This is a genomic window from Acidovorax sp. 210-6, from assembly GCF_010020825.1.
Classification (GTDB): Bacteria; Pseudomonadota; Gammaproteobacteria; order Burkholderiales; family Burkholderiaceae_C; genus Simplicispira; species Simplicispira sedimenti.
Window position 1 is genome coordinate 3,664,849 of record NZ_JAACJE010000001.1, and the last position, 18,816, is coordinate 3,683,664.

Consider the following 18,816-nt stretch of genomic DNA (forward strand, 5'->3'; position numbering starts at 1 on the left):
GCGCCGTCACCCCCAGAACGCCATCACCCCCACGAAGGCCAGCGTATGCGCCACGATGCCCGGCGCCACGGCCAGCGCGTAACGCCAGCCGCCACTAGCCAGCGCCACCGCGCTCTTGCTGCCGGCATGCACCAGCAGTGCCGCCATCAGGGCCTGCGCCACGGCCGGCGCCATGGGGCTGGCGGGGCCGCCCTGCACCAGCAGGGCCGCCGTGGCGGCGTGCACATCGGCCAGCGCAGCGAGCAGCGCGCCCGCCAGCATGCCGGCGTCGCCCTGCCAGCGCGTGAGCAGCTGCACGCCCACTTGCACGGCCGTCAGCAAGGCGGCGATGAGCGCCGCGTCGCGCAGCTTGAACATGGCCGTGTCGGGCGGGAGTTGAGGACGGGTCGTTCCATCCTCCAGGCCGCCCGTCGCACCACGCACCCGCCACCAGCCCCAGGCCCCTGCCACCACAGCCCCGGCCAGCGCTGGCGCCCACAGCCGCACCAGCCAGGCGGGCTGCACGGCGGCAGCCACCACGACGATCTGCGCCATGGTGGCGACACACGAGAGCACGGCCGCGCCCGCCTGCGCGCGCACGGCCACGGTGCCCTCGCGCGCCTCCATGCCCAGGCTGGCGATGGTTGCCGTGCTGGAGACAAACCCCGAAGCCAGCGCCGACAGCGCCATGGCCTGGCGTGCCTGCAGCAGGCGACGGCCCACGTGCGCCAGCGACTGGATCACCAGCAGCACCAGCAGCAGGCGCATGACGACATGCGGGTTCAGCAGCCCCTGCCACAGCGCTTCATTGGGCACCAGCGGCGCCACCAGCAGCAGCAGCGCCGCCAGGATCAGGCCGCTGCGCACCTCGCCCGGCTGCAGCCAGTCACGCGAGAACTGGTGCAGGCTGTCGCGCGCCGCCAGCAGCCCCGTGGCTGCCACGGCCAGCGCGGCGGCCAGCAACTGGTCGCGCGCGCACAGCACGCCGATCAGGTAGGCCAGCAGCAGGGCGATCTCGGTCGTCACGCCGGGGTCGCCCGAGCGGTCGCGCGCATAGGCCGTGACCGCCAGCGCCGCAATGAACACGCCCACCACGGCCACCAGCGCCGTGGAGCCGATCAACGCTGCCGCCGCGCCGCTGAGCGCGGCCAGCGCGAACGAACGCACCCCCGCCAGCGAACGGAACGGCCCGTCTCCCTTGCGCCGTTCGCGCTCGATGCCCATGAGCAGCCCACAGCCCAGTGCACTGGCCAGCACCGCCATGGCGGCAGAAAAATCACTGCTTGCCTGCATAACCTCGTGTGTCGTGTGCAACTTGTCATCGTGCCAGAAAAAAGTCTTCCGACTGCTTTGCGGTGCAGCATGGGCAAAGGCCTGGCAATGGGCTATAACAGAAACCTGCGCTGTCACGCACCCACCCAAGCCTTCTGCCTGGAACCCATGTCCGAGCCCTCTACCGCCACCGCTGCACTGCCCAGGGCGTACCAGGACGACGCACTGCTGCGCCTCATTGCGGACTCGGTGCCAGCGCTCATGGCCTACTACGAACTGCCGCGCCTGCAGTGCCGTTTTGCCAACCAGGGCTATGCGGCGTACAACGGGCATTCCACGCAATCCATCCTGGGGCTCACCGTAGAGCAGGCCATTGGCCGCCGGGCCTGGGAAGCCATCCGCCCCCATGTGGATCGCTGCATGCGGGGCGAGCGCGTCAAGTACACGCGCGAGCAGACGCTGCCCAGCGGCGAGATCCGCATGATTGAGGTCAACCTGATTCCGCACTTCGAGGGCCAGGCAGACCCTGTGGGCGCCTTTGTGCTGATCAACGACATCACCGAACGCTGGCGCGCCGAAAGCATGGTGCGCCAAAGCGAAGAGCGCATGCGCAAGTTCTCCGAAGCGACGGACGAGGCCATCGTCTTCCATCGAGACGGCATCATCATCGACGGCAACGAGGCGCTGACGCGCCTGACCGGCTACCCGCTGCACGAAGTCCTGGGCCTGTCCATCTTCAGCTTCATTCACCCGGAATACCGATCCATTGCGTTGGAATACACCCGCAGCGGCTCCGAGCATCCCTACGAAGTGGCCATCACGCACAAGGACGGGCACAACATTCCGGTGGAGGTCGTGGGCAAGACCATGCCGCAACTGCACGGCGACTACCGCATCGTGGTGGCCCGCGACATCAGCGTACGCAAGAAGGTGGAGGAGCGCGAAGCCTTCCTCGCGCTGCACGACGCACTCACCGAGCTGCCCAACCGCCGCCACCTGATGGAGCAGCTCGAACGCCAGATCGCGCAAGCCCAGCAGGCCAACCGCCACCTGGCGGTGCTGTTCATCGACCTGGACCATTTCAAGACCGTGAACGACTCGCTGGGCCACCATGCCGGTGACCAGTTGCTGTGCGAGGTGGCGCACCGCTTCACGCGCTGCGTGCGCAGTGCCGACATCGTGGCGCGCCTGGGTGGGGACGAGTTTGTCATCGTGCTCACCGACATCCACCACGCCGACGAGGCCGCCCTGGTGGCCGACAAGCTGCTGCAGGCCATGCAGTCGGTGTTCCCGCTGGAGCATGTGCCGGTCACGGTATCGCCCTCCATCGGCATCAGCCTGTTCCCGGAAGACGGCACCCGCGGCGATGTGCTGTTGCGCTGCGCCGATGCCGCCATGTACCACGCCAAGGAAAGCGGGCGTGGCAACCGCCAGTTCTTCCAGCCAGGCATGGACGGCAGCGCCATGCAGGTATTGCAGCAGGAGCGGCAACTGCGCGAGGCCATCGCCACAGGCGCCTTTGTGCTGCACTACCAGCCCCAGGTCAGCCTGCACGACGGCTCGCTGCAGGCGCTGGAGGCACTGGTGCGCTGGCAGCACCCCGAGCGCGGCCTGGTCGGGCCGGACGACTTCATCGGTTTTGCCGAGTCGCGTGGGCTCATCACCCCCATCGGCCGCTGGGTCATGCTGGAGGCCTGCCGCCAGCTCAAGGCCTGGCAGGACCAGGGGCTGGCGCTGGTGCCGGTGTCTGTCAATCTCTCGGCGCTGGAGTTCCGTCAGCGTGACATGGCAACCGAAGTCGCCGCCGTGCTGCGCCAGACGGGACTGGAGCCGCGCTTTCTGGAAGTGGAGCTGACCGAAACCGTGCTCATGCAGGACGCCGAACAGGTGCTCTTGACCCTTCAAGCCCTGCGGACGCTGGGGGTCGGCGTCTCGATCGACGACTTCGGCACTGGCTACTCCTCGCTCAACTACCTCAAGCGCTACCCGCTGAACAAGCTCAAGATCGACCGCTCCTTCGTCACCGACATCCCGGACAACGCCGACGACGTGGCCATCGTCACCGCCATCGTACAAATGGGCCACAGCCTGCAGCTGCGCACCGTGGCCGAGGGCGTGGAAACCCCCGCGCAGCAGGAGCTGCTGCGCCAGCTTGGCTGCGACATGGTGCAAGGCTTCCTCGTGTCGCGCCCGCTGGACGCACAGCAGACGCTGGAGTGGCTGTCGCGCCCGCAGTCTGCTGTCACATCCGATGCGCCGGGACGTGGACAATAGCTCCATGCCTTTGATCGCCGACTTCATCGCCCCGACCCGCCACACCGACCCGGCCGAAGCCCTGGCCCAGGTGCAGCGCATCTACCAGCAGCAGATCGGGCACCTGCGCCAGACCATGCAGCGCTATGTGGCTGGGGACACCCCCGAGCAGCCGGTGCGCGCGTTCTACCCCTTTGTGCGTGTGCAAACCAGCACCAACGCCCGCGCCGACACCAAGCTGGCCTATGGTTTTGTGGAGGGCCCCGGCCGCTACGAAACCACGCTCACCCGGCCCGACCTGTTTGCCAACTACTACCTGGAACAGTTCCGCCTGCTGCGCAGAAGCCACGGCGTGGAGCTGGAAGTGGGCACCAGCAGCCAGCCCATTCCCATCCACTTCTCGTTTGCCGAGCACGACCATGTGGAAGGCCAGCTCAGTGCCCAGCGCCGCCTGCTGATGCGCGATTTGTTCGACCTGCCCGACCTCACGGCCATGGACGACGGCATTGCCAACGGCACCTGGCAGCCCCGCCCCGGCGACGCGCAGCCGCTGTCGCTGTTCACCGCGCCGCGCGTGGACTACTCGCTGCACCGCCTGCGCCACTACACGGGCACGCAGCCCGAGTGGTTCCAGAACTTCGTGCTGTTCACCAACTACCAGTTCTATATCGACGAGTTCGTGCGCCTGGGCCACGCCGAGATGGCCAAGCCGGACAGCGAGTACATCGCCTTCATCGAGCCCGGCAACGTGGTCACACGCCGCGTGGGCCTGAGTGCCGAGGCGGGCGATGAGCTGGGCGCCGCGCCGCCGCGCCTGCCGCAAATGCCCGCCTACCACCTGGTGCGCAAGGATGCGAGTGGCATCACCATGGTCAACATCGGCGTGGGCCCGTCCAATGCCAAGACCATCACCGACCACATCGCCGTGCTGCGCCCGCACGCCTGGATGATGCTGGGCCACTGCGCCGGCCTGCGCAACACCCAGCAGCTGGGCGACTACGTGCTGGCCCACGCCTATGTGCGCGAAGACCATGTGCTCGACGAGGAGCTTCCGCTGTGGGTGCCCATTCCCGCGCTGTCGGAGATCCAGCTGGCGCTGGAGCAGGCGGTGGCCGACGTCACGTGCATGGGCCGCGACGAACTCAAGCGCATCATGCGCACCGGCACCGTGGCCAGCACCGACAACCGCAACTGGGAACTGCTGCCCGACAACCTGCCCCAGCGGCGCTTTTCCCAGAGCCGCGCGGTGGCGCTGGACATGGAAAGCGCCACCATCGCCGCCAACGGCTTTCGCTTTCGCGTGCCCTACGGCACCCTGCTGTGCGTGAGCGACAAGCCGCTGCACGGCGAGATCAAACTGCCCGGCATGGCCAACCACTTCTACCGCGAGCGCGTGGACCAGCATCTGCGCATCGGCATGCGGGCCATCGACATCCTGCGCGATGGCGGTGTTCAGCGCCTGCACAGCCGCAAGCTGCGCAGTTTTGCTGAAGTGGCCTTCCAGTGAGCCTTGCGCACCTGGTATGAATCTGGACGTCACCACCCTGCTGATCGTGAACGTGGTCAACCTCGCGCTGACGGCGGGGACCTTGCCCTTCATCATGGGGCGCCAACTCAGCCGGGGCGCCTGGTTTGCACGCAGCGCACTCATCATGCAGGCCCTGGGCTGGCTGCTGATGATCAGCTCCGAGCAGTTCTCCGGCCATTGGCTGGACCGGGCGCTGTCGGTGACTTCCGTCTCCTGCATGGGCCTGGGCGAGTGGTGGATGTTCCGCGCCCTGGGGGCGTGGCTGGGGCCGCGGCGCTGGGGTCGCCTGCTGGCAGTGGTGTGCGTGCTCACGCCCATCGGCTACTTTTTGAGCTTTGACAGCTACCCCCTGCGCGTGGGCTGGACCAACTTCATGCTGGCCCTGCAACTGGTGCTGGTGGCGCAGGCCTGCCTGCACCCGGCCTCGGCCATGTCGGGGCGTTGGCGCTGGGTGATCATGGTGGGCCTGCTCGTGCTCGCAGGCTTCACCACGCTGCGCGGCATTCTGGGGGCCTTCTTCACCGAGCAGTACCCCAGCTTCACGGCCCCGCACCCCATCAACATGCTGGCCATGCTGGCCAGCAACGCCGCCATGGTGCTGGCCAACGTGGCTGTGCTGGTGGCCTGGCGCACCGAGGCCGAAGCCGAACTGCAATTGCAGGCCCAGACCGACCCGCTCAGCGGACTGCTCAACCGCCGGGGCTGGGACAGCCACGCTACCCCGCTGTGGAGCCATGCAAAGCGCCATGGACTGCCGCTGGGCCTGGTGATGCTGGACCTGGACCATTTCAAGCATGTCAACGACCGCTACGGCCACGAAACCGGTGACCTGGTCATTCGCGAACTGGGCAGCGCCTTGCGCTTCACGCTGCGCCGCAGCGACATTGCCGCACGCATGGGCGGCGAGGAATTTGCCGTTCTGCTGCCCTACAGCAGCGAGTCCGCCGCACGCAGCCTGTTTGCACGACTGCGCCAGGCGCTGGAAACCCTGAACATTCCCGGCATGGACGAACCCGTGCGCCTGAGCGCCGGGCTGGCCCTGCTGGGGCCTGACGACACCAGCCTCGAAGCCCTGCGCGCCCGCGCCGACACCGCGCTGTACCAGGCCAAGGCCGAGGGCCGTGACCGCCTGGTGCTGGCTGCCTCCACCGCAACGCCCCCTGCATCCCCTGCCCTGGCCGCATGACCGCACCCCTGCTACAAGCCCAAGACCTGCGCAAAACCTACGGCGACAGCACCGTGGTGAATGGCGTGTCGTTCGCCATCGAACCGGGCGAATGCCTGGGCGTCATCGGCCCCAATGGCGCTGGCAAAACCACCACCATCCGCATGTGCCTGGGCCTGACCACGCCCGACGGCGGCAGCATCCATTACCAGCCCGTTGGCGGCCCTCTGTTGCAGATGCCGCGCGACGCCCTGGCCATCAAGGCCGAGATCGGCGTGGTGACGCAGTTCGATTCGCTCGACCCGGACTTCACCTGCCTGGAGAACCTGCGCGTGTTCGGCCGCTATTTCGGCCTGGGCGCGCGGGTGATGGACGAGCGCGCGCCGCGCCTGCTGGAGTTCGCCGCGCTCACGCACAAAGCCCACGCCAAGCCGGGCGAGCTCTCGGGCGGCATGAAGCGGCGCCTGTCGCTGGCGCGCGCGCTGGTGAACGAGCCGCGCCTGCTGCTGCTCGACGAGCCCACCACCGGCCTGGACCCGCAGGCGCGCCACCTGATGTGGGAGCGGCTGCAACGCCTGGTGCAGGCGGGCACCTCCATCCTGCTGACCACGCACTTCATGGACGAAGCCGAGCGCCTGTGCTCGCGCCTGCTGGTGCTCGACCACGGCCGCAAGATCGCCGAGGGCGCGCCGCGCGCGCTGATCGCCGAGCACCTGGAGCCCGAGGTAGTGGAGGTGTACGGCGCGGGCGCCCTGGCGCTGGCACAGGACGCCGCCCTGCAAGCCCTGGCGGCGCGCACCGAGGTCAGCGGCGAGACGGTGTTCTTCTACACCCGCGAGGCGCGCCCGCTGCTCGACGCGCTGCTACAGCACCCGCACCTGCGCACGCTGCACCGGCCGGCCAACCTGGAGGATTTGTTCCTCAAGCTCACTGGGCGCCAGATTCGTGAGGATGGTTGAGCACCCAATTTGCTCCTGAATTCATAGCTGCCAGCGCTTATCCATAAAGCGCCAGGCACCGATTTGACCCCTAAACCGCGCGCGGCTTGACCTTGCTGGCCGCGAGCTTGGCATTTACCCGCGCTGTGTCCACATCGTCCGCGCGCGCCAGCGCCACGCCCATGCGGCGCTTGGCGAAGCTCTCGGGCTTGCCGAACAGGCGCAGGTCGGTGTCCGGCACGCGCAATGCTTCATCGATGCCGTCGAACACGATGCCCGCGGCCTCCACGCCGCCGTAGATCACGGCGCTGGCGCCGGGGTTGCGCAGGCTGGTGTCCACCGGCAGGCCGAGGATGGCGCGCGCGTGCAGCTCGAATTCGCTCTGGTGCTGCGTGCACAGCGTGACCAAGCCGGTGTCGTGCGGGCGCGGGCTGACCTCGCTGAACCAGACCTGCTCGCCCTGCACGAACAGCTCCACGCCGAAGATCCCCTGGCCGCCCAGGTTGTCGGTCACGGCCCGGGCGATCTGGCGCGCCTTCTCCAGCGCCGCCGGGTGCATGGGGTGGGGCTGCCAGCTTTCCACGTAGTCGCCGCTCACCTGCACATGGCCGATGGGGTCGCAGAAGTGGGTTTCGACCTGGCCGCCTTCGCTTGAATTCGACGATGCGGCGCCTACGCCGCCGCGTGCGCGCACGGTCAGCAGCGTTATCTCGTAGTCGAAGTCGATGAAACCCTCGACGATGACGCGCCCGTGGCTCACCCGGCCGCCGGCCATGGCGGTGTCCCAGGCTTTCTGCACGTCATCAGGGCCGTCGATCTTGCTCTGGCCTTTGCCCGAGCTGCTCATCACCGGCTTGACGATGCAGGGGTAGCCGATGCCTGCATCAATGGCGGCCTGCAGCTCGGCCAGCGAGTCGCAGAACCGGTAGGGGCTGGTGGGCAGGCCCAGCGTCTCGGCCGCGAGGCGGCGGATGCCCTCGCGGTCCATGGTCAGGCGCGCGGCGCGGGCCGTGGGGATCACGCGCACCACACCCTGGGCCTCCAGCTGCTCCAGCATCGGCGTGGCGATGGCCTCGATCTCCGGCACCACCAGGTGCGGGCGCTCGGCCTCGATCAGGGCCTGGAGCTGCGCCGGGTCGCTCATGGCGATGGTGCGCGCGTGGTGCGCCACCTGCTGGCCGGGGGCGTGGTCGTAGCGGTCCACGGCGATGGTCTCCACGCCCAGGCGCTGCAGCGCGATCAGCACCTCCTTGCCGAGCTCGCCCGCGCCGAGCAGCATGACCTTGGTGGAATGGGGAGAGAGCGGGGTGCCGAGGGTTGTCATGGGCCGTGGAAGTGGGAAGGAAACTGGCGGCTACTGTAATCGAGCGCCTGCGGCGGACGAGGACAGAGCGGCGGCAATTGCGCACAATACACGCCATGTCCTCCCTCCCCCTGACCGGCACCCCTCCCGCATCGCCCTGGCGCCCGCCCGGCCTCTCGCTGCGCTGGTGGCCGGTGTTCCTGCGCAACCTGCTGGTGTGGCGCAAGCTCGCCATCCCCAGCCTGGTCGGCAACATCGCCGAGCCGCTGATGTGGCTGGTCGCCTTTGGCTACGGCATGGGCGCGCTCGTGGGCCAGATGCAGGTGAACGGGCAGCAGGTGCCCTACATCCTGTTCCTGGCCAGCGGCTCGATCTGCATGAGCGCCATGAACGCCGCGAGCTTCGAGGCGCTGTACTCGGCCTTCTCGCGCATGCATGTGCAGAAGACCTGGGAGGGCATCATGAACACGCCCGTGGGGCTGGACGACGTGGTGCTGGCCGAGATGCTCTGGGCCGCCTTCAAGGCGCTGTTCACCGTGACGGCCATCATGGGGGTGATGCTCGCGCTGGGCATCAGCCACAGCCCCAAGCTGCTCGTGGCCTGGCCCGTGCTGCTGTGCGTGGGCATCATGTTCTCCAGCATCGCGCTGATCTTCAACGCGCTGGCCAAGGGCTACGACTTCTTCACCTACTACTTCACGCTGGTGCTCACGCCCATGATGTTCCTCTCGGGCGTGTTCTTCCCGCGCGAGCAGCTGCCCACCGTGGTGCGGCACATTTCCGACTGGCTGCCGCTGACCAATGCCGTCGAGCTGGTGCGCCCGCTGTTCATGGACCAGTGGCCCGCGCACCCGCTGCGCCACGGCCTGGTGATGGTGGTCACCACCGTTGCCGCCTACTGGGTGGCGCTGTCCCTGACGCGCCGCCGCTTCGCCGCCTGACCGCCATGACCGCACCCAGCCTGTTGAGCCCGGAGCACATCGCCATGGTGGACCGGGGTGTCTCGGTGATCGTGGCCTCGCGCGACGCCGCGTTCCGGCCGAGCATCATGCGCGGCGTGGGCAGCGCCATCAGCGCCGACGGCACCCAGGTGACGGTGTACCTGCGGCGCAGCCAGTCGCGCCAGCTCCTGCAGGACATCGGGTCGGGCGGCGGCCTCGCGGTGGTGTTCAGCGAGCCGCCCACGCACCGCACGCTGCAGCTCAAGGCCCGCGAGGCCACGCTGCGCCCCGCGTCGCCGGCCGACCAGCCGCAACTGGACCGCTACCTGGCCTCGATGCAGTGCGAACTGGCGCCGGTGGGCTACGGGCCGCAGTTCGCGGCCGCCATGCTCTCGGCACCGCTGGACGACGTGGTGGCGGTGCAGTTCACGCCCGAAAGTGCCTATGACCAGACGCCGGGGCCCCGCGCCGGCGCCCCGCTGGACGCCCCGAAGGCCAGACCATGACGGCCCCTTCGCTGCACTCCATCCGCCCTTGCCTGGAAGGCGCCATCCCGGCCGTGATGGCCACCTGCGCCAGTGACGGCACCCCCAACGTGGCCTACATCTCGCAGGTGGTCTATGTGGACGAGGGCCATGTGGCCCTGTCCTTCCAGTTCTTCAACAAGACGCGCGCGAACATCCTGGACAACCCGCACGCCTCGGTGCTGGTGCTCGATCCGGTGACGGCGCGTTTTTATCGCCTGCACCTGCGCTACCTGCGCACCGAGACCAGCGGCGCGCTCTTCGAGAGCATGAAGGCGCGGCTGGCCGGCATCGCCTCGCACACCGGCATGGCCGAGGTGTTCCGCCTCAAGGGCTCGGACGTGTATGCGGTGGAGCATATCGACGCCATCGACGGCGAGGGCCTGCAGCCCGCACCCGGCCGCACCGGCCTGCTGCACCGCCTGCGCCAGTGCAGCCAGCGCATGGCCGCCTGTACCGGGCTGGACGAACTGCTGCAGACCGCGCTGGCCTGCCTGCGCGATGCGCTGGGCATCGGGCATGCCATGGTGTTGCTGCTCGACACACCGGCCCAGCGCCTCTACACCGTGGCCAGTTGTGGCTACGCCACTTCGGGCGTCGGCTCGGAGATCGCGTTGGGGCACGGGGTGATCGGCGTGGCCGCGCGCGAGAACACGCCGGTGCGCATCAGCCACATGACGCACGCGGCGCTCTACAGCCACGCCATGCGCAGCAGCCTCCGGGCCGGCAGCACGGACGACCCGGCACTGGCGCCGGGCACCGAGATCCCCTATCCCGGCCTGCCCGAGCCCCACAGCCAGCTCGCCGTACCCATGGTGGCCGCGGGCCGCGTGCTCGGCGTGCTGTTCGCCGAAAGCCCGCGTGACATGGCCTTCGACTTCGAGGACGAGGACCTGCTGGTGGCGCTGGCCGGGCATCTGGGCGCCGCCATCGACCTGCTGCAGGCCGCGCCGGAGACGGGCGAGGCCGCCGCGACCGACGCGGCGCAGGTGCCGGTGCCGAGCGGCGCACCCGTGCGCGTGCGTCGCTACGCCTCGAACGACAGCATCTTCATCAACGACGACTACCTCATCAAGGGCGTGGCTGGCGCCATTTTCTGGAAGCTGTTGCGCGACTACACGCAGGCCGGACGGACCGAGTTCTCCAACCGCGAACTGCGGCTCGACCCTTCGATCCGCCTGCCCGACGTGGCCGACAACCTGGAGGCCCGCCTGCTGCTGCTGCAGCGCCGCCTGCAGGAGAACAACCCGCCCATGCGCATCGAGAAGACCGGACGCGGGCGCTTCCGGCTGTGCGTGGCCTGCCCGGTCCAGCTCGAGGAACAGGCGGGCTGACCCCTCACTGCAGACTGGCGCCGGCCATCCCCAGGCCCGCCATGAGCTTGTCCCATTCCCGGGCGGTGAGGTGGGGGCGCACCACATCCAGCACCGCGCCGAACGCCTCGCCCGGCGCCTGCTGGCGCATGCCACCCAGCAGAGCCAACCGCTCGGCCGGCGCCATGAAAGGCACCATCCAGCGCATCACCAGCATCATTTCGCCGGGCGGGATCGACGACACCAGCGTGCCGTGCACGGCCATCAGCTCCTCATCGGTGTAGTGCTGCCACAGCGCCGCGTTGTGCGCGGTCTCTTCCAGGTGCATGTGCTCGAAGTTGTGCGCCACGAACAGCGCCAGCGCGTGGTACAGCGCCTGGGCGCGTGGCGCGCGGTCGGCGCGCGCGCAGGCCATCAGGTCGGCCACGGCACGCACCAGGCGCAGGATGGCCCGCTCGTGGCCCTCGTGCTCATCCGCCACCGCCAGGCTGCCGCCCTGGGCGCGGGCTTCGATGGCCGGGTGCACGAAGCGGTTCTCATGCTCCAGATGGGCCTGGAGCACATCGAGCAGTTGCGCCACGCGCTGGCAGCCCTGGGCGAAGTCGAGGTCGTCCTCCACATCCATGCGGCCCAGGCCCAGCAGGGTGTCGGTCATGAAGGCGCGCAGCGCCTTGTGGATGCCGGCGTACAGGTCCACGCGCGGCACGACAGGTTGGGCAGCGGCGATTTCGGCAATTTCACGGGTATCGATCTTCATCACGTTCTTTCCTGGCCCCGGGGGCCTGCTACGACACGGTGCGAAACCGTGCCGGGCCGGGTGCACCATGCACCCGCAACCGTGGAATGAAGTCTAGAAATCGCTGCCTTCGCGCGCTGTTAAAAATCCCTTAACCGAACCCTATTCCATCCTTAAAAACACCATCGTCCGCCAATTGCGTGAATTCCGTCACGCCGCCGCGCGCACCATGTCCACCGCCTTTTCCGCGATCATGATGGTGGGGGCGTTGGTGTTGCCGCTGACGATGCGCGGCATGATGGACGCATCGACCACGCGCAGGCCCTGCACGCCGCGCACGCGCAGCTGCGCATCCACCACGTCGTGCTCGCCCGGCCCCATGCGGCAGCTGCCCACGGGGTGGTAGATGGTGTCGGCGTGCTGGCGGATGAAGGCCTCGATCTCCGCGTCGGACTCCAGCACGGGCGCGGTGCCATAGCGCGCCAGCGCGGGCTGCGCCAGGATTTCCTGCATACGCCGAAAGCCGTGCACCATGCGGTCCATGTCGGCGCGCTCGCCCAGGAAGTTCGGGTCCACCAGCGGCAGCGCCATCGGGTCGCCGCTGGCGAGCTGCACGCTGCCCCGGCTCACGGGCTGCAGCAGGCAAACATGGCAGGAATGGCCGTGGCCCAGCACCGTTTTGCGGCCGTGATCCACCAGCTTGCCGATGACGAAATGCAGCTGCACGTCGGGCGCCGTTTCCGAGGGCTGGCTGCGGATGAATCCGCCCGCCTCGGCGAAGTTGGTCGTCAGCATGCCACTGCGCTGACGCCGCCATTCGTGCACGCCGCGCACGATGCGCGCCACGCCGGGCACCGAGATGCCGAACAGCTCGCTCTGCCCCGGTGCATCGACCACGCGCACCACGTCGGGATGGTCGTGCAGGTGTGCGCCCACGCCCGGCTGGTCGTGCAGCACGGCAATGCCGTGGCGCTGCAGCTGCGCCCCGGGGCCGATGCCCGAGAGCATGAGCAGTTGCGGCGACAGCAGCGCGCCGGCGCTCAGCAACACCTCACGCTTGCAGCGCAGCTGCTGCAAGCGGTTGCCCTGGCGGAATTCCACGCCCACGGCGCGGCGCCCGTCGAACAGCACGCGGGTGGCGTGCGCCCCAGTAAGCACCTGCAGGTTGGGCCGCGCCAGGTGCGGCGTAAGGTAGGCCTTGGCGGCGCTGAAGCGCTCGCCGTTGCGGTGGGTGACCTGGTATTCGCCCACGCCTTCCTGCGTGGCACCGTTGAAGTCGCGGTTGTGCGCGTGGCCCGCCTGCACGCCGGCCTCGACGAACACCCGGGCGAAGCGGGTGGGCGAACGCAGGTCCATCACGTTGAGCGGGCCGCCCGTGGCGTGCCAGGCGTCGGCGCCGCGCTCGTTGTTCTCTGCGCGCAGAAAGTACGGCAGCACGTCGCTCCAGCCCCAGCCCGGGTTGCCCTGCGCGGCCCAGTGATCGTAGTCCTGCGGCTGGCCGCGCACGTAGATCATGGCGTTGATGGAGCTGGAGCCGCCCAGCACCTTGCCACGCGGCTGGTAGCCCCGGCGCCCGCCCAGGCCAGGCTGCGGCGTGGTGTTCAGCCCCCAGCCGTTGAGCATGTACTTGGCCATCACGGCCAATCCTGCCGGGCAGTGGATGAGCACGCTGTGATCCGCCGGTCCGGCCTCCAGCAGGCACACGCGCACAGCCGGGTCTTCGCTCAGGCGCCCAGCGAGCACGCAACCGGCCGATCCGCCCCCCACTACGATGTAGTCGAACATACCCGTCTCCTCCGTGTTTGACGCACCTTAACCGATGGAGCGGGCCAATGCCGCTACGATGGTGGCTGTTGTTTCACTTTGCAGAGAGTACTCCACATGAGCATCACTACGGTTGGCATCATCGGCGCCGGCACCATGGGCAACGGCATTGCGCAGGCCTGCGCGGTCTCGGGCATCAACGTCGTAATGGTCGACATTTCGGACGCCGCGGTGCAGAAAGGCCTGGCCACCGTCTCCGGCAGCCTGGACCGCCTGATCAAGAAGGAAAAGATCACCCAGGCCGACAAGGACGCGGCGCTGGCGCGCATCAAGACCTCCACCAGCTACGACGACCTCAAGGCCGCGCAGCTCGTCATCGAGGCCGCCACCGAGAACTATGAGCTCAAGCTCAAGATCCTCAAGCAGGTGGACGGCATCGTGGCCCCCGACGTGATCATCGCCTCGAACACCTCGTCGATCTCCATCACCAAGCTGGCCGCTGCCACCAGCCGCGCCGACAAGTTCATTGGCATGCACTTCTTCAATCCCGTGCCGATGATGGCGCTGGTGGAGATCATCCGTGGACTGCAAACCAGCGACGCCACGCACGACGCCGTCAAGGCCATGGCGCTGGCGCTGGGCAAGAGCCCCATCACCGTCAAGAACGCCCCGGGCTTCGTGGTCAACCGCATTCTGGTGCCCATGATCAACGAGGCTTTCTTCGTGTTGGCCGAAGGCCTGGCCACGCCCGAGGACATCGACGCTGGCATGAAGCTGGGCTGCAACCAGCCGATTGGCCCGCTGGCCCTGGCCGACATGGTGGGCCTGGACGTGTGCCTGGCCGTGATGGACGTGTACCTTGCCGAGTTTGGCGACAGCAAGTACCGCGCCTGCCCGCTGCTGCGCGAAATGGTGGCCGCCGGCCGCCTGGGCCGCAAGACGGGCAGTGGCGTGTACCAGTACTGAGCACCGCGCTCCCCTTCCAGGCCGGGCGGTTTCATCCGGCCTTTTTCTTGGCGTTTCATGGTCAAAATGCCCTGTAGCACTCGCCCATAAAGCGCATCTAGCTCCTTTTTCAGGAGCGCTTGTTCTATCCCCTGTGTTTCAGAGGGCCTTCCAGTGATTTAATTGCACGCAATTTAATTGCCAGCAATAATTCATCCTATGCCCACCGAACACACCACCGAGAGCCCCAGCCCACCCATCCTGTGGCTCGACAACCAGGTCTGCTTCGCGCTGTATTCCACCTCGCTGGCGATGACCAAGCTCTACAAGCCGCTGCTCGACGCCATCGGCCTGACCTATCCGCAGTACCTCGTGATGCTGGTGCTGTGGGAGCAGGACGGGCCCACCGTCTCCGAACTCGGCGAGCGCCTGTTCCTCGACTCCGGCACGCTGACGCCGCTGCTCAAACGCCTCGAAACCTCGGGCCTAGTGGAACGCCAGCGCGATCCGCAGGACGAGCGCCGCGTGCGCATCCGCCTCACGCCGCAGGGCCGTGCGCTGCGCGAGCGGGCCGAAAGCGTGCCCGCCTGCGTGCTGCGGGGCAGCCACACCCCGCTGCCCGAACTGCACGCGCTGACGCTCCAGCTCCAGGCGCTGCGCGCCCAGTTGGCCCCGGCCTGACACCTCCGATTCACCCCCCGCCCGCTCCGGGCACCACCTGCAAAGGAAAGCACCATGACCACGCTCGACAAAGTCCTCTACACCGCCCGCGCCCACACCACCGGGGGCCGCGACGGCGCCTCGCGCACCGACGACGGCCGCCTCGATGTGAAACTGTCCTCGCCCGGCACCTCGGGCACCGGCACCAACCCCGAGCAGCTGTTCGCCGCCGGCTACTCGGCCTGCTTCATCGGCGCACTCAAGGCCGTGGGCGGCATGCAGAAAATCGCCATCCCGCAGGACGTGGCCGTGGACGCCGAGGTGGACCTCGGCCCCATCACCGGCGGCTATGGCATCGCCGTGCGCCTGCAAGTGCACCTGCCTGGCATGGACCGCGCCGCCGCCCAGGCGCTGGTGGACGCGGCCCACAAGGTCTGCCCCTACTCCAACGCCACGCGCGGCAACATCGATGTGACGATCACGCTGGGTTGAAGTCACCCCCCTGTGTCGCCTTCGGCGCCATCCCCCCGCTCTCGCAGTGCTGCGCACTGCGGGCAGGGGGACGCTCCCGGTGCTGCGGGGCGACCCTTGCACGGGAGCTCTGGCCTAGGCAGCGCCAGTTCATGCGCGCGGCATGGATCACTGAAACCACCGCAGATTGCCGTGGCATGGATCAGACCCAAGGCCCGCGACCTCATGGCAAAAAGCGACCGACGCTTGAGTGCCATGACGCCAGTGGGCTATGCTCTGCCCCTACAGCGTGACGCCTTGTTGACCGGATTCGCCCATGAAAGACCTGATCCGCACCGTCTTTTCCATTCGCCAGAAGCGCCGCAGCCCGCCTGCGGGGCCCGTGCCACCCATGGGCAGCCTGCTCATCCGGGGCGAGATTCGCATGACCGTGAACCAGAACATCCCGCGCGAACTGTGGAGCTGGATGCTGCTGTCGGGCTGGCGCGCCATTCCGGTCAAAAAAGACCGCCGCAAGGCACGCGACCTGCCTCCGGGTGCGCTGCTGGAGCTCATCAGCGCCCACCCCACGGAACGCAACACGGTGCACGCCCGCGTCCTCGCCCAAGCCAGCGACAAGCCCCGGTAAAAGACCGAGGGGCCGGCGCCATGCGCCATGGATGGCACGGTGCAGGCTCCTCGGTGTAGGGTACGTGGGTCTCAGCGGTAGCTGCGCGCGTCCTCGATGACTTTTCCATCGTTGGGCAGGCTGCCAGGCGCCACCATTTCCACCTCGCCGCGCAGCTTGGTCACCTCGCGCATGGCGTCCTGCAACTGAACAGCGAGACCGCCAGCGGTTTCGGTGGTCTCCACCTGGAGCACCATCTGGTCGTTGGCCATTTCACCACTGACCACGAGCCGGGCACGCTGAACCTGCGGAAAGCGTTTCACGATGGCGTCCACCTGGCCAGGATGCACAAACATACCGCGCACCTTGGTCGTCTGGTCCGCACGCCCCATCCAGCCCTTGATGCGCGTGTTGGTGCGGCCCGTGGGGCATGCGCCAGGCAGCACCGCAGAGAGGTCGCCCGTGCCAAAACGGATCAGCGGGTAGTCGGGGTTGAGCGTGGTGACCACCAGCTCGCCCACCTCGCCCTCGGGCACGGGATCGCCCGTTCCGGGGCGCACGATCTCGACGATCACGCCTTCGTCCAGCACCAGACCTTCACGGGCCTCGGTTTCGTAGGCAATCAACCCCAGATCGGCCGTGCCGTAGCACTGGTAGCCGGTGATGCCGCGCTCTTGCAGCCAGTCGCGCAGCGAAGGCGGAAAGGCCTCCGCCGAGAGCATGGCCTTGGTCAGGCTGGGCAGGGGAATGCCCATTTCGGCCGCCTTCTCCACGATGATCTTGAGAAAGCTTGGGGTGCCGATATAGCCCGCGGGCTTGAGGTCGGCAATGGCCTGCACCTGCTGCTCGGTCTGGCCCGTGCCGCCGGGGAACACCGTGCAGCCCATGGCGTGGGCGCCGCTCTCCATCATGGAGCCTGCGGGTACGAAGTGGTAGGAAAAGCAGTTGTGGATCAGCTCTCCGGGGCGAAAGCCTGCTGCATAGATGGCACGCGCCATGCGCCAATAGTCGGGGCGTGCGCCTTCGGGTTCGTACAGGGGGCCGGGGCTTGCGAACACGCGCGGCATGGCCTTGCCAAAGCCGACGGCCGCAAAGCCACCGAAGGGGCTGTCGGCGCGCTGGGCTTGCTGGCGCTCCAGCAGCTCATACTTGCGCGTGACAGGCAAGCGGGCCAGGGCCTGGCGGCTGGTGATGGCGGCAGCGTCCACACCCGCCAGGATGCTTGCAAAGGCGCTGCTGGCCTTTTGAGCGTGGGCCACCTGCTGCGGCAATGCAGCCATGTGGGCGGCTTCGCGCTCGGCACTGGAGCGTGTTTCCAGTGCGTCATAGAACTTGCTCATGCCGGGGGCTCCTGTGTCTGAAAGAAATTTGGATAAAAAGGCTCCTGACGCCCATTCAGAAAGCGCCAAAAGCTATAAAAAATGTAGCAATCAGGCCAGCCAGCGCTTGCGCCGCTTGTAGCTCTTGACGTCCTTGAAGCTCTTGCGCTCGCCGCCGCCGACGCCGAGGTAGAACTCCTTGACGTCCTCGTTGCTGGCCAGATCGACGGAGGCGCCGTCCATCACGACCCGGCCCGACTCCATGATGTAGCCGTAGTCGGAATACTTCAGGGCCATGTTGGTGTTCTGCTCGGCCAGCAGGAAGGTGACCTTTTCCTTCTTGTTGAGGTCTTGCACGATGTTGAACACCTCCTCCACGATTTGCGGCGCCAGGCCCATCGAGGGTTCGTCCAGCAGCACCATCTTGGGGTTGGTCATGAGCGCGCGGCCAATGGCGCACATCTGCTGCTCGCCGCCCGAGGTGTAGGCCGCCTGCGATGTGCGGCGCGTTTTCAGGCGCGGGAAGTAGTTGTAGACCTTTTCGAGGTTGGCGGCGATCTCGGCCTTGCTCGAACGCGTATAGGCGCCGGTCATCAGGTTTTCTTCGATGGTCAGGTGTGCGAAGCAGTGGCGACCTTCCATGACCTGCACCACGCCACGCTTGACGAGGTCGGCAGGCGAAAGGTTCTCGATGCGCTCGCCATGCAGCTCGATGGAGCCCTTGGTGACCTCGCCACGCTCCCCCTTGAGCAGGTTGGAGATGGCGCGCAGCGTCGTCGTCTTGCCCGCGCCGTTACCGCCCAGGATGGCCACGATGCCCCCTTCGGGCACCTGCAGCGAGACACCCTTGAGCACGAGGATCACATGGTTGTAGATGACCTCGATGCCGTTGACGTTGAGAACAATGTTTTTTGAATCCATGGTGTTGCCTTCGCTGTGCCAATCGAAAGGGTTGCGGCACAACTCTTTCGATTGGCGGCTGTCATCACAGCCGTTCAAAACTGGCGCGGCTCCCTCGCCAGAGACACCGTGGAACGGGCTTTGCCCGGCCACCGGTGTCGTCCCCCTTCCCGCGCGAAGCGCGAGAGAAGGGGGAAG

17 protein-coding genes are annotated in these 18,816 nt (G+C 67.6%); 11 read left to right on the forward strand and 6 right to left on the reverse strand.

Annotation, left to right across the window (positions count from 1 at the left end; translation table 11 throughout):
• Positions 1–6: 6 nt before the first annotated feature.
• On the reverse strand, positions 7–1,272 hold the full coding sequence (locus GWK50_RS17090) for a DUF4010 domain-containing protein (RefSeq protein WP_162017546.1): 1,266 nt from the start codon (positions 1,270–1,272) through the stop codon (positions 7–9).
• A 147-nt stretch (positions 1,273–1,419) separates the two neighbouring features.
• Between GWK50_RS17090 and GWK50_RS17095 the strand changes: the two genes are divergently transcribed.
• From GWK50_RS17095 to GWK50_RS17110, 4 genes are read left to right on the forward strand one after another with little or no spacing between them, the layout of a single operon-like run.
• Positions 1,420–3,525 (forward strand): bifunctional diguanylate cyclase/phosphodiesterase, encoded by a 2,106-nt coding sequence (locus GWK50_RS17095; RefSeq protein ID WP_162017547.1) that lies wholly within the window; start codon positions 1,420–1,422, stop codon positions 3,523–3,525.
• Between the two features lie 4 nt (positions 3,526–3,529).
• Positions 3,530–5,011, forward strand: coding sequence for an AMP nucleosidase (locus GWK50_RS17100; protein ID WP_162017548.1), 1,482 nt, complete (start codon positions 3,530–3,532; stop codon positions 5,009–5,011).
• 16 nt (positions 5,012–5,027) lie between these two features.
• Positions 5,028–6,218 (forward strand): diguanylate cyclase, encoded by a 1,191-nt coding sequence (locus GWK50_RS17105; RefSeq protein ID WP_242455422.1) that lies wholly within the window; start codon positions 5,028–5,030, stop codon positions 6,216–6,218.
• Positions 6,215–7,156 (forward strand): ATP-binding cassette domain-containing protein, encoded by a 942-nt coding sequence (locus GWK50_RS17110; RefSeq protein WP_162017550.1) that lies wholly within the window; start codon positions 6,215–6,217, stop codon positions 7,154–7,156. The genes GWK50_RS17105 and GWK50_RS17110 overlap by 4 nt, the downstream gene beginning before the upstream one ends.
• Before the next feature lie 70 nt (positions 7,157–7,226).
• On the opposite strand, the gene purT is transcribed toward GWK50_RS17110, so the two are convergent.
• Positions 7,227–8,459: a formate-dependent phosphoribosylglycinamide formyltransferase gene (gene purT, locus GWK50_RS17115; protein WP_162017551.1), complete on the reverse strand. Its 1,233-nt coding sequence runs from the start codon at positions 8,457–8,459 to the stop codon at positions 7,227–7,229.
• Positions 8,460–8,554: 95 nt separating this feature from the next.
• On the opposite strand from purT, the gene GWK50_RS17120 reads away from it, so the two are divergent.
• The 3 genes from GWK50_RS17120 to GWK50_RS17130 are packed head-to-tail and all read left to right on the forward strand — an operon-like array spanning position 8,555 to position 11,237.
• Complete coding sequence (locus GWK50_RS17120; RefSeq protein ID WP_162017552.1) at positions 8,555–9,379, forward strand: ABC transporter permease; 825 nt, start codon at positions 8,555–8,557, stop codon at positions 9,377–9,379.
• Between the two features lie 5 nt (positions 9,380–9,384).
• Entirely contained in the window at positions 9,385–9,885 is a 501-nt protein-coding gene (locus GWK50_RS17125; RefSeq protein ID WP_162017553.1) for a hypothetical protein, read from the forward strand.
• Positions 9,882–11,237 carry a GAF domain-containing protein gene (locus GWK50_RS17130; protein ID WP_162017554.1) on the forward strand — a complete coding sequence of 452 codons (1,356 nt, stop codon included), beginning with the start codon at positions 9,882–9,884 and terminating at the stop codon, positions 11,235–11,237. The genes GWK50_RS17125 and GWK50_RS17130 overlap by 4 nt, the downstream gene beginning before the upstream one ends.
• Before the next feature lie 4 nt (positions 11,238–11,241).
• Here GWK50_RS17130 and GWK50_RS17135 read toward each other — a convergent pair whose 3' ends face one another.
• On the reverse strand, positions 11,242–11,973 hold the full coding sequence (locus GWK50_RS17135; protein ID WP_162017555.1) for a hemerythrin domain-containing protein: 732 nt from the start codon (positions 11,971–11,973) through the stop codon (positions 11,242–11,244).
• Between the two features lie 189 nt (positions 11,974–12,162).
• The gene (locus GWK50_RS17140; protein ID WP_162017556.1) at positions 12,163–13,737 is read right to left on the reverse strand and encodes a GMC family oxidoreductase N-terminal domain-containing protein; all 1,575 of its coding nucleotides are present in this window, start codon (positions 13,735–13,737) and stop codon (positions 12,163–12,165) included.
• Positions 13,738–13,833: 96 nt separating this feature from the next.
• Between GWK50_RS17140 and GWK50_RS17145 the strand changes: the two genes are divergently transcribed.
• From GWK50_RS17145 to GWK50_RS17160, 4 genes are all read left to right on the forward strand, one after another.
• Entirely contained in the window at positions 13,834–14,682 is an 849-nt protein-coding gene (locus GWK50_RS17145; protein WP_162017557.1) for a 3-hydroxybutyryl-CoA dehydrogenase, read from the forward strand.
• Between the two features lie 198 nt (positions 14,683–14,880).
• Positions 14,881–15,342 carry a MarR family transcriptional regulator gene (locus GWK50_RS17150; protein WP_162017558.1) on the forward strand — a complete coding sequence of 154 codons (462 nt, stop codon included), beginning with the start codon at positions 14,881–14,883 and terminating at the stop codon, positions 15,340–15,342.
• 54 nt (positions 15,343–15,396) lie between these two features.
• Positions 15,397–15,813 (forward strand): organic hydroperoxide resistance protein, encoded by a 417-nt coding sequence (locus GWK50_RS17155; RefSeq protein WP_162017559.1) that lies wholly within the window; start codon positions 15,397–15,399, stop codon positions 15,811–15,813.
• 295 nt (positions 15,814–16,108) lie between these two features.
• On the forward strand, positions 16,109–16,420 hold the full coding sequence (locus GWK50_RS17160; protein WP_162017560.1) for a hypothetical protein: 312 nt from the start codon (positions 16,109–16,111) through the stop codon (positions 16,418–16,420).
• Between the two features lie 71 nt (positions 16,421–16,491).
• Here GWK50_RS17160 and GWK50_RS17165 read toward each other — a convergent pair whose 3' ends face one another.
• Positions 16,492–17,739, reverse strand: a complete 1,248-nt coding sequence (locus GWK50_RS17165) for an AMP-binding protein (RefSeq protein ID WP_162017561.1) — start codon at positions 17,737–17,739, stop codon at positions 16,492–16,494.
• 90 nt (positions 17,740–17,829) lie between these two features.
• Positions 17,830–18,639 (reverse strand): ABC transporter ATP-binding protein, encoded by an 810-nt coding sequence (locus tag GWK50_RS17170; RefSeq protein WP_162017562.1) that lies wholly within the window; start codon positions 18,637–18,639, stop codon positions 17,830–17,832.
• Between the last annotated feature and the right edge of the window lie 177 nt (positions 18,640–18,816).

What these genes read in the sequence shown, in the direction of transcription:
- GWK50_RS17090 (WP_162017546.1), bottom strand. Translation starts at nt 1,272, where the DNA reads ATGCAGGCAAGCAGTGATTTTTCTGCCGCCATGGCGGTGCTGGCCAGT.
- GWK50_RS17095 (WP_162017547.1), top strand. Translation starts at nt 1,420, where the DNA reads ATGTCCGAGCCCTCTACCGCCACCGCTGCACTGCCCAGGGCGTACCAG.
- GWK50_RS17100 (WP_162017548.1), top strand. Translation starts at nt 3,530, where the DNA reads ATGCCTTTGATCGCCGACTTCATCGCCCCGACCCGCCACACCGACCCG.
- GWK50_RS17105 (WP_242455422.1), top strand. Translation starts at nt 5,028, where the DNA reads ATGAATCTGGACGTCACCACCCTGCTGATCGTGAACGTGGTCAACCTC.
- GWK50_RS17110 (WP_162017550.1), top strand. Translation starts at nt 6,215, where the DNA reads ATGACCGCACCCCTGCTACAAGCCCAAGACCTGCGCAAAACCTACGGC.
- purT (WP_162017551.1), bottom strand. Translation starts at nt 8,459, where the DNA reads ATGACAACCCTCGGCACCCCGCTCTCTCCCCATTCCACCAAGGTCATG.
- GWK50_RS17120 (WP_162017552.1), top strand. Translation starts at nt 8,555, where the DNA reads ATGTCCTCCCTCCCCCTGACCGGCACCCCTCCCGCATCGCCCTGGCGC.
- GWK50_RS17125 (WP_162017553.1), top strand. Translation starts at nt 9,385, where the DNA reads ATGACCGCACCCAGCCTGTTGAGCCCGGAGCACATCGCCATGGTGGAC.
- GWK50_RS17130 (WP_162017554.1), top strand. Translation starts at nt 9,882, where the DNA reads ATGACGGCCCCTTCGCTGCACTCCATCCGCCCTTGCCTGGAAGGCGCC.
- GWK50_RS17135 (WP_162017555.1), bottom strand. Translation starts at nt 11,973, where the DNA reads ATGAAGATCGATACCCGTGAAATTGCCGAAATCGCCGCTGCCCAACCT.
- GWK50_RS17140 (WP_162017556.1), bottom strand. Translation starts at nt 13,737, where the DNA reads ATGTTCGACTACATCGTAGTGGGGGGCGGATCGGCCGGTTGCGTGCTC.
- GWK50_RS17145 (WP_162017557.1), top strand. Translation starts at nt 13,834, where the DNA reads ATGAGCATCACTACGGTTGGCATCATCGGCGCCGGCACCATGGGCAAC.
- GWK50_RS17150 (WP_162017558.1), top strand. Translation starts at nt 14,881, where the DNA reads ATGCCCACCGAACACACCACCGAGAGCCCCAGCCCACCCATCCTGTGG.
- GWK50_RS17155 (WP_162017559.1), top strand. Translation starts at nt 15,397, where the DNA reads ATGACCACGCTCGACAAAGTCCTCTACACCGCCCGCGCCCACACCACC.
- GWK50_RS17160 (WP_162017560.1), top strand. Translation starts at nt 16,109, where the DNA reads ATGAAAGACCTGATCCGCACCGTCTTTTCCATTCGCCAGAAGCGCCGC.
- GWK50_RS17165 (WP_162017561.1), bottom strand. Translation starts at nt 17,739, where the DNA reads ATGAGCAAGTTCTATGACGCACTGGAAACACGCTCCAGTGCCGAGCGC.
- GWK50_RS17170 (WP_162017562.1), bottom strand. Translation starts at nt 18,639, where the DNA reads ATGGATTCAAAAAACATTGTTCTCAACGTCAACGGCATCGAGGTCATC.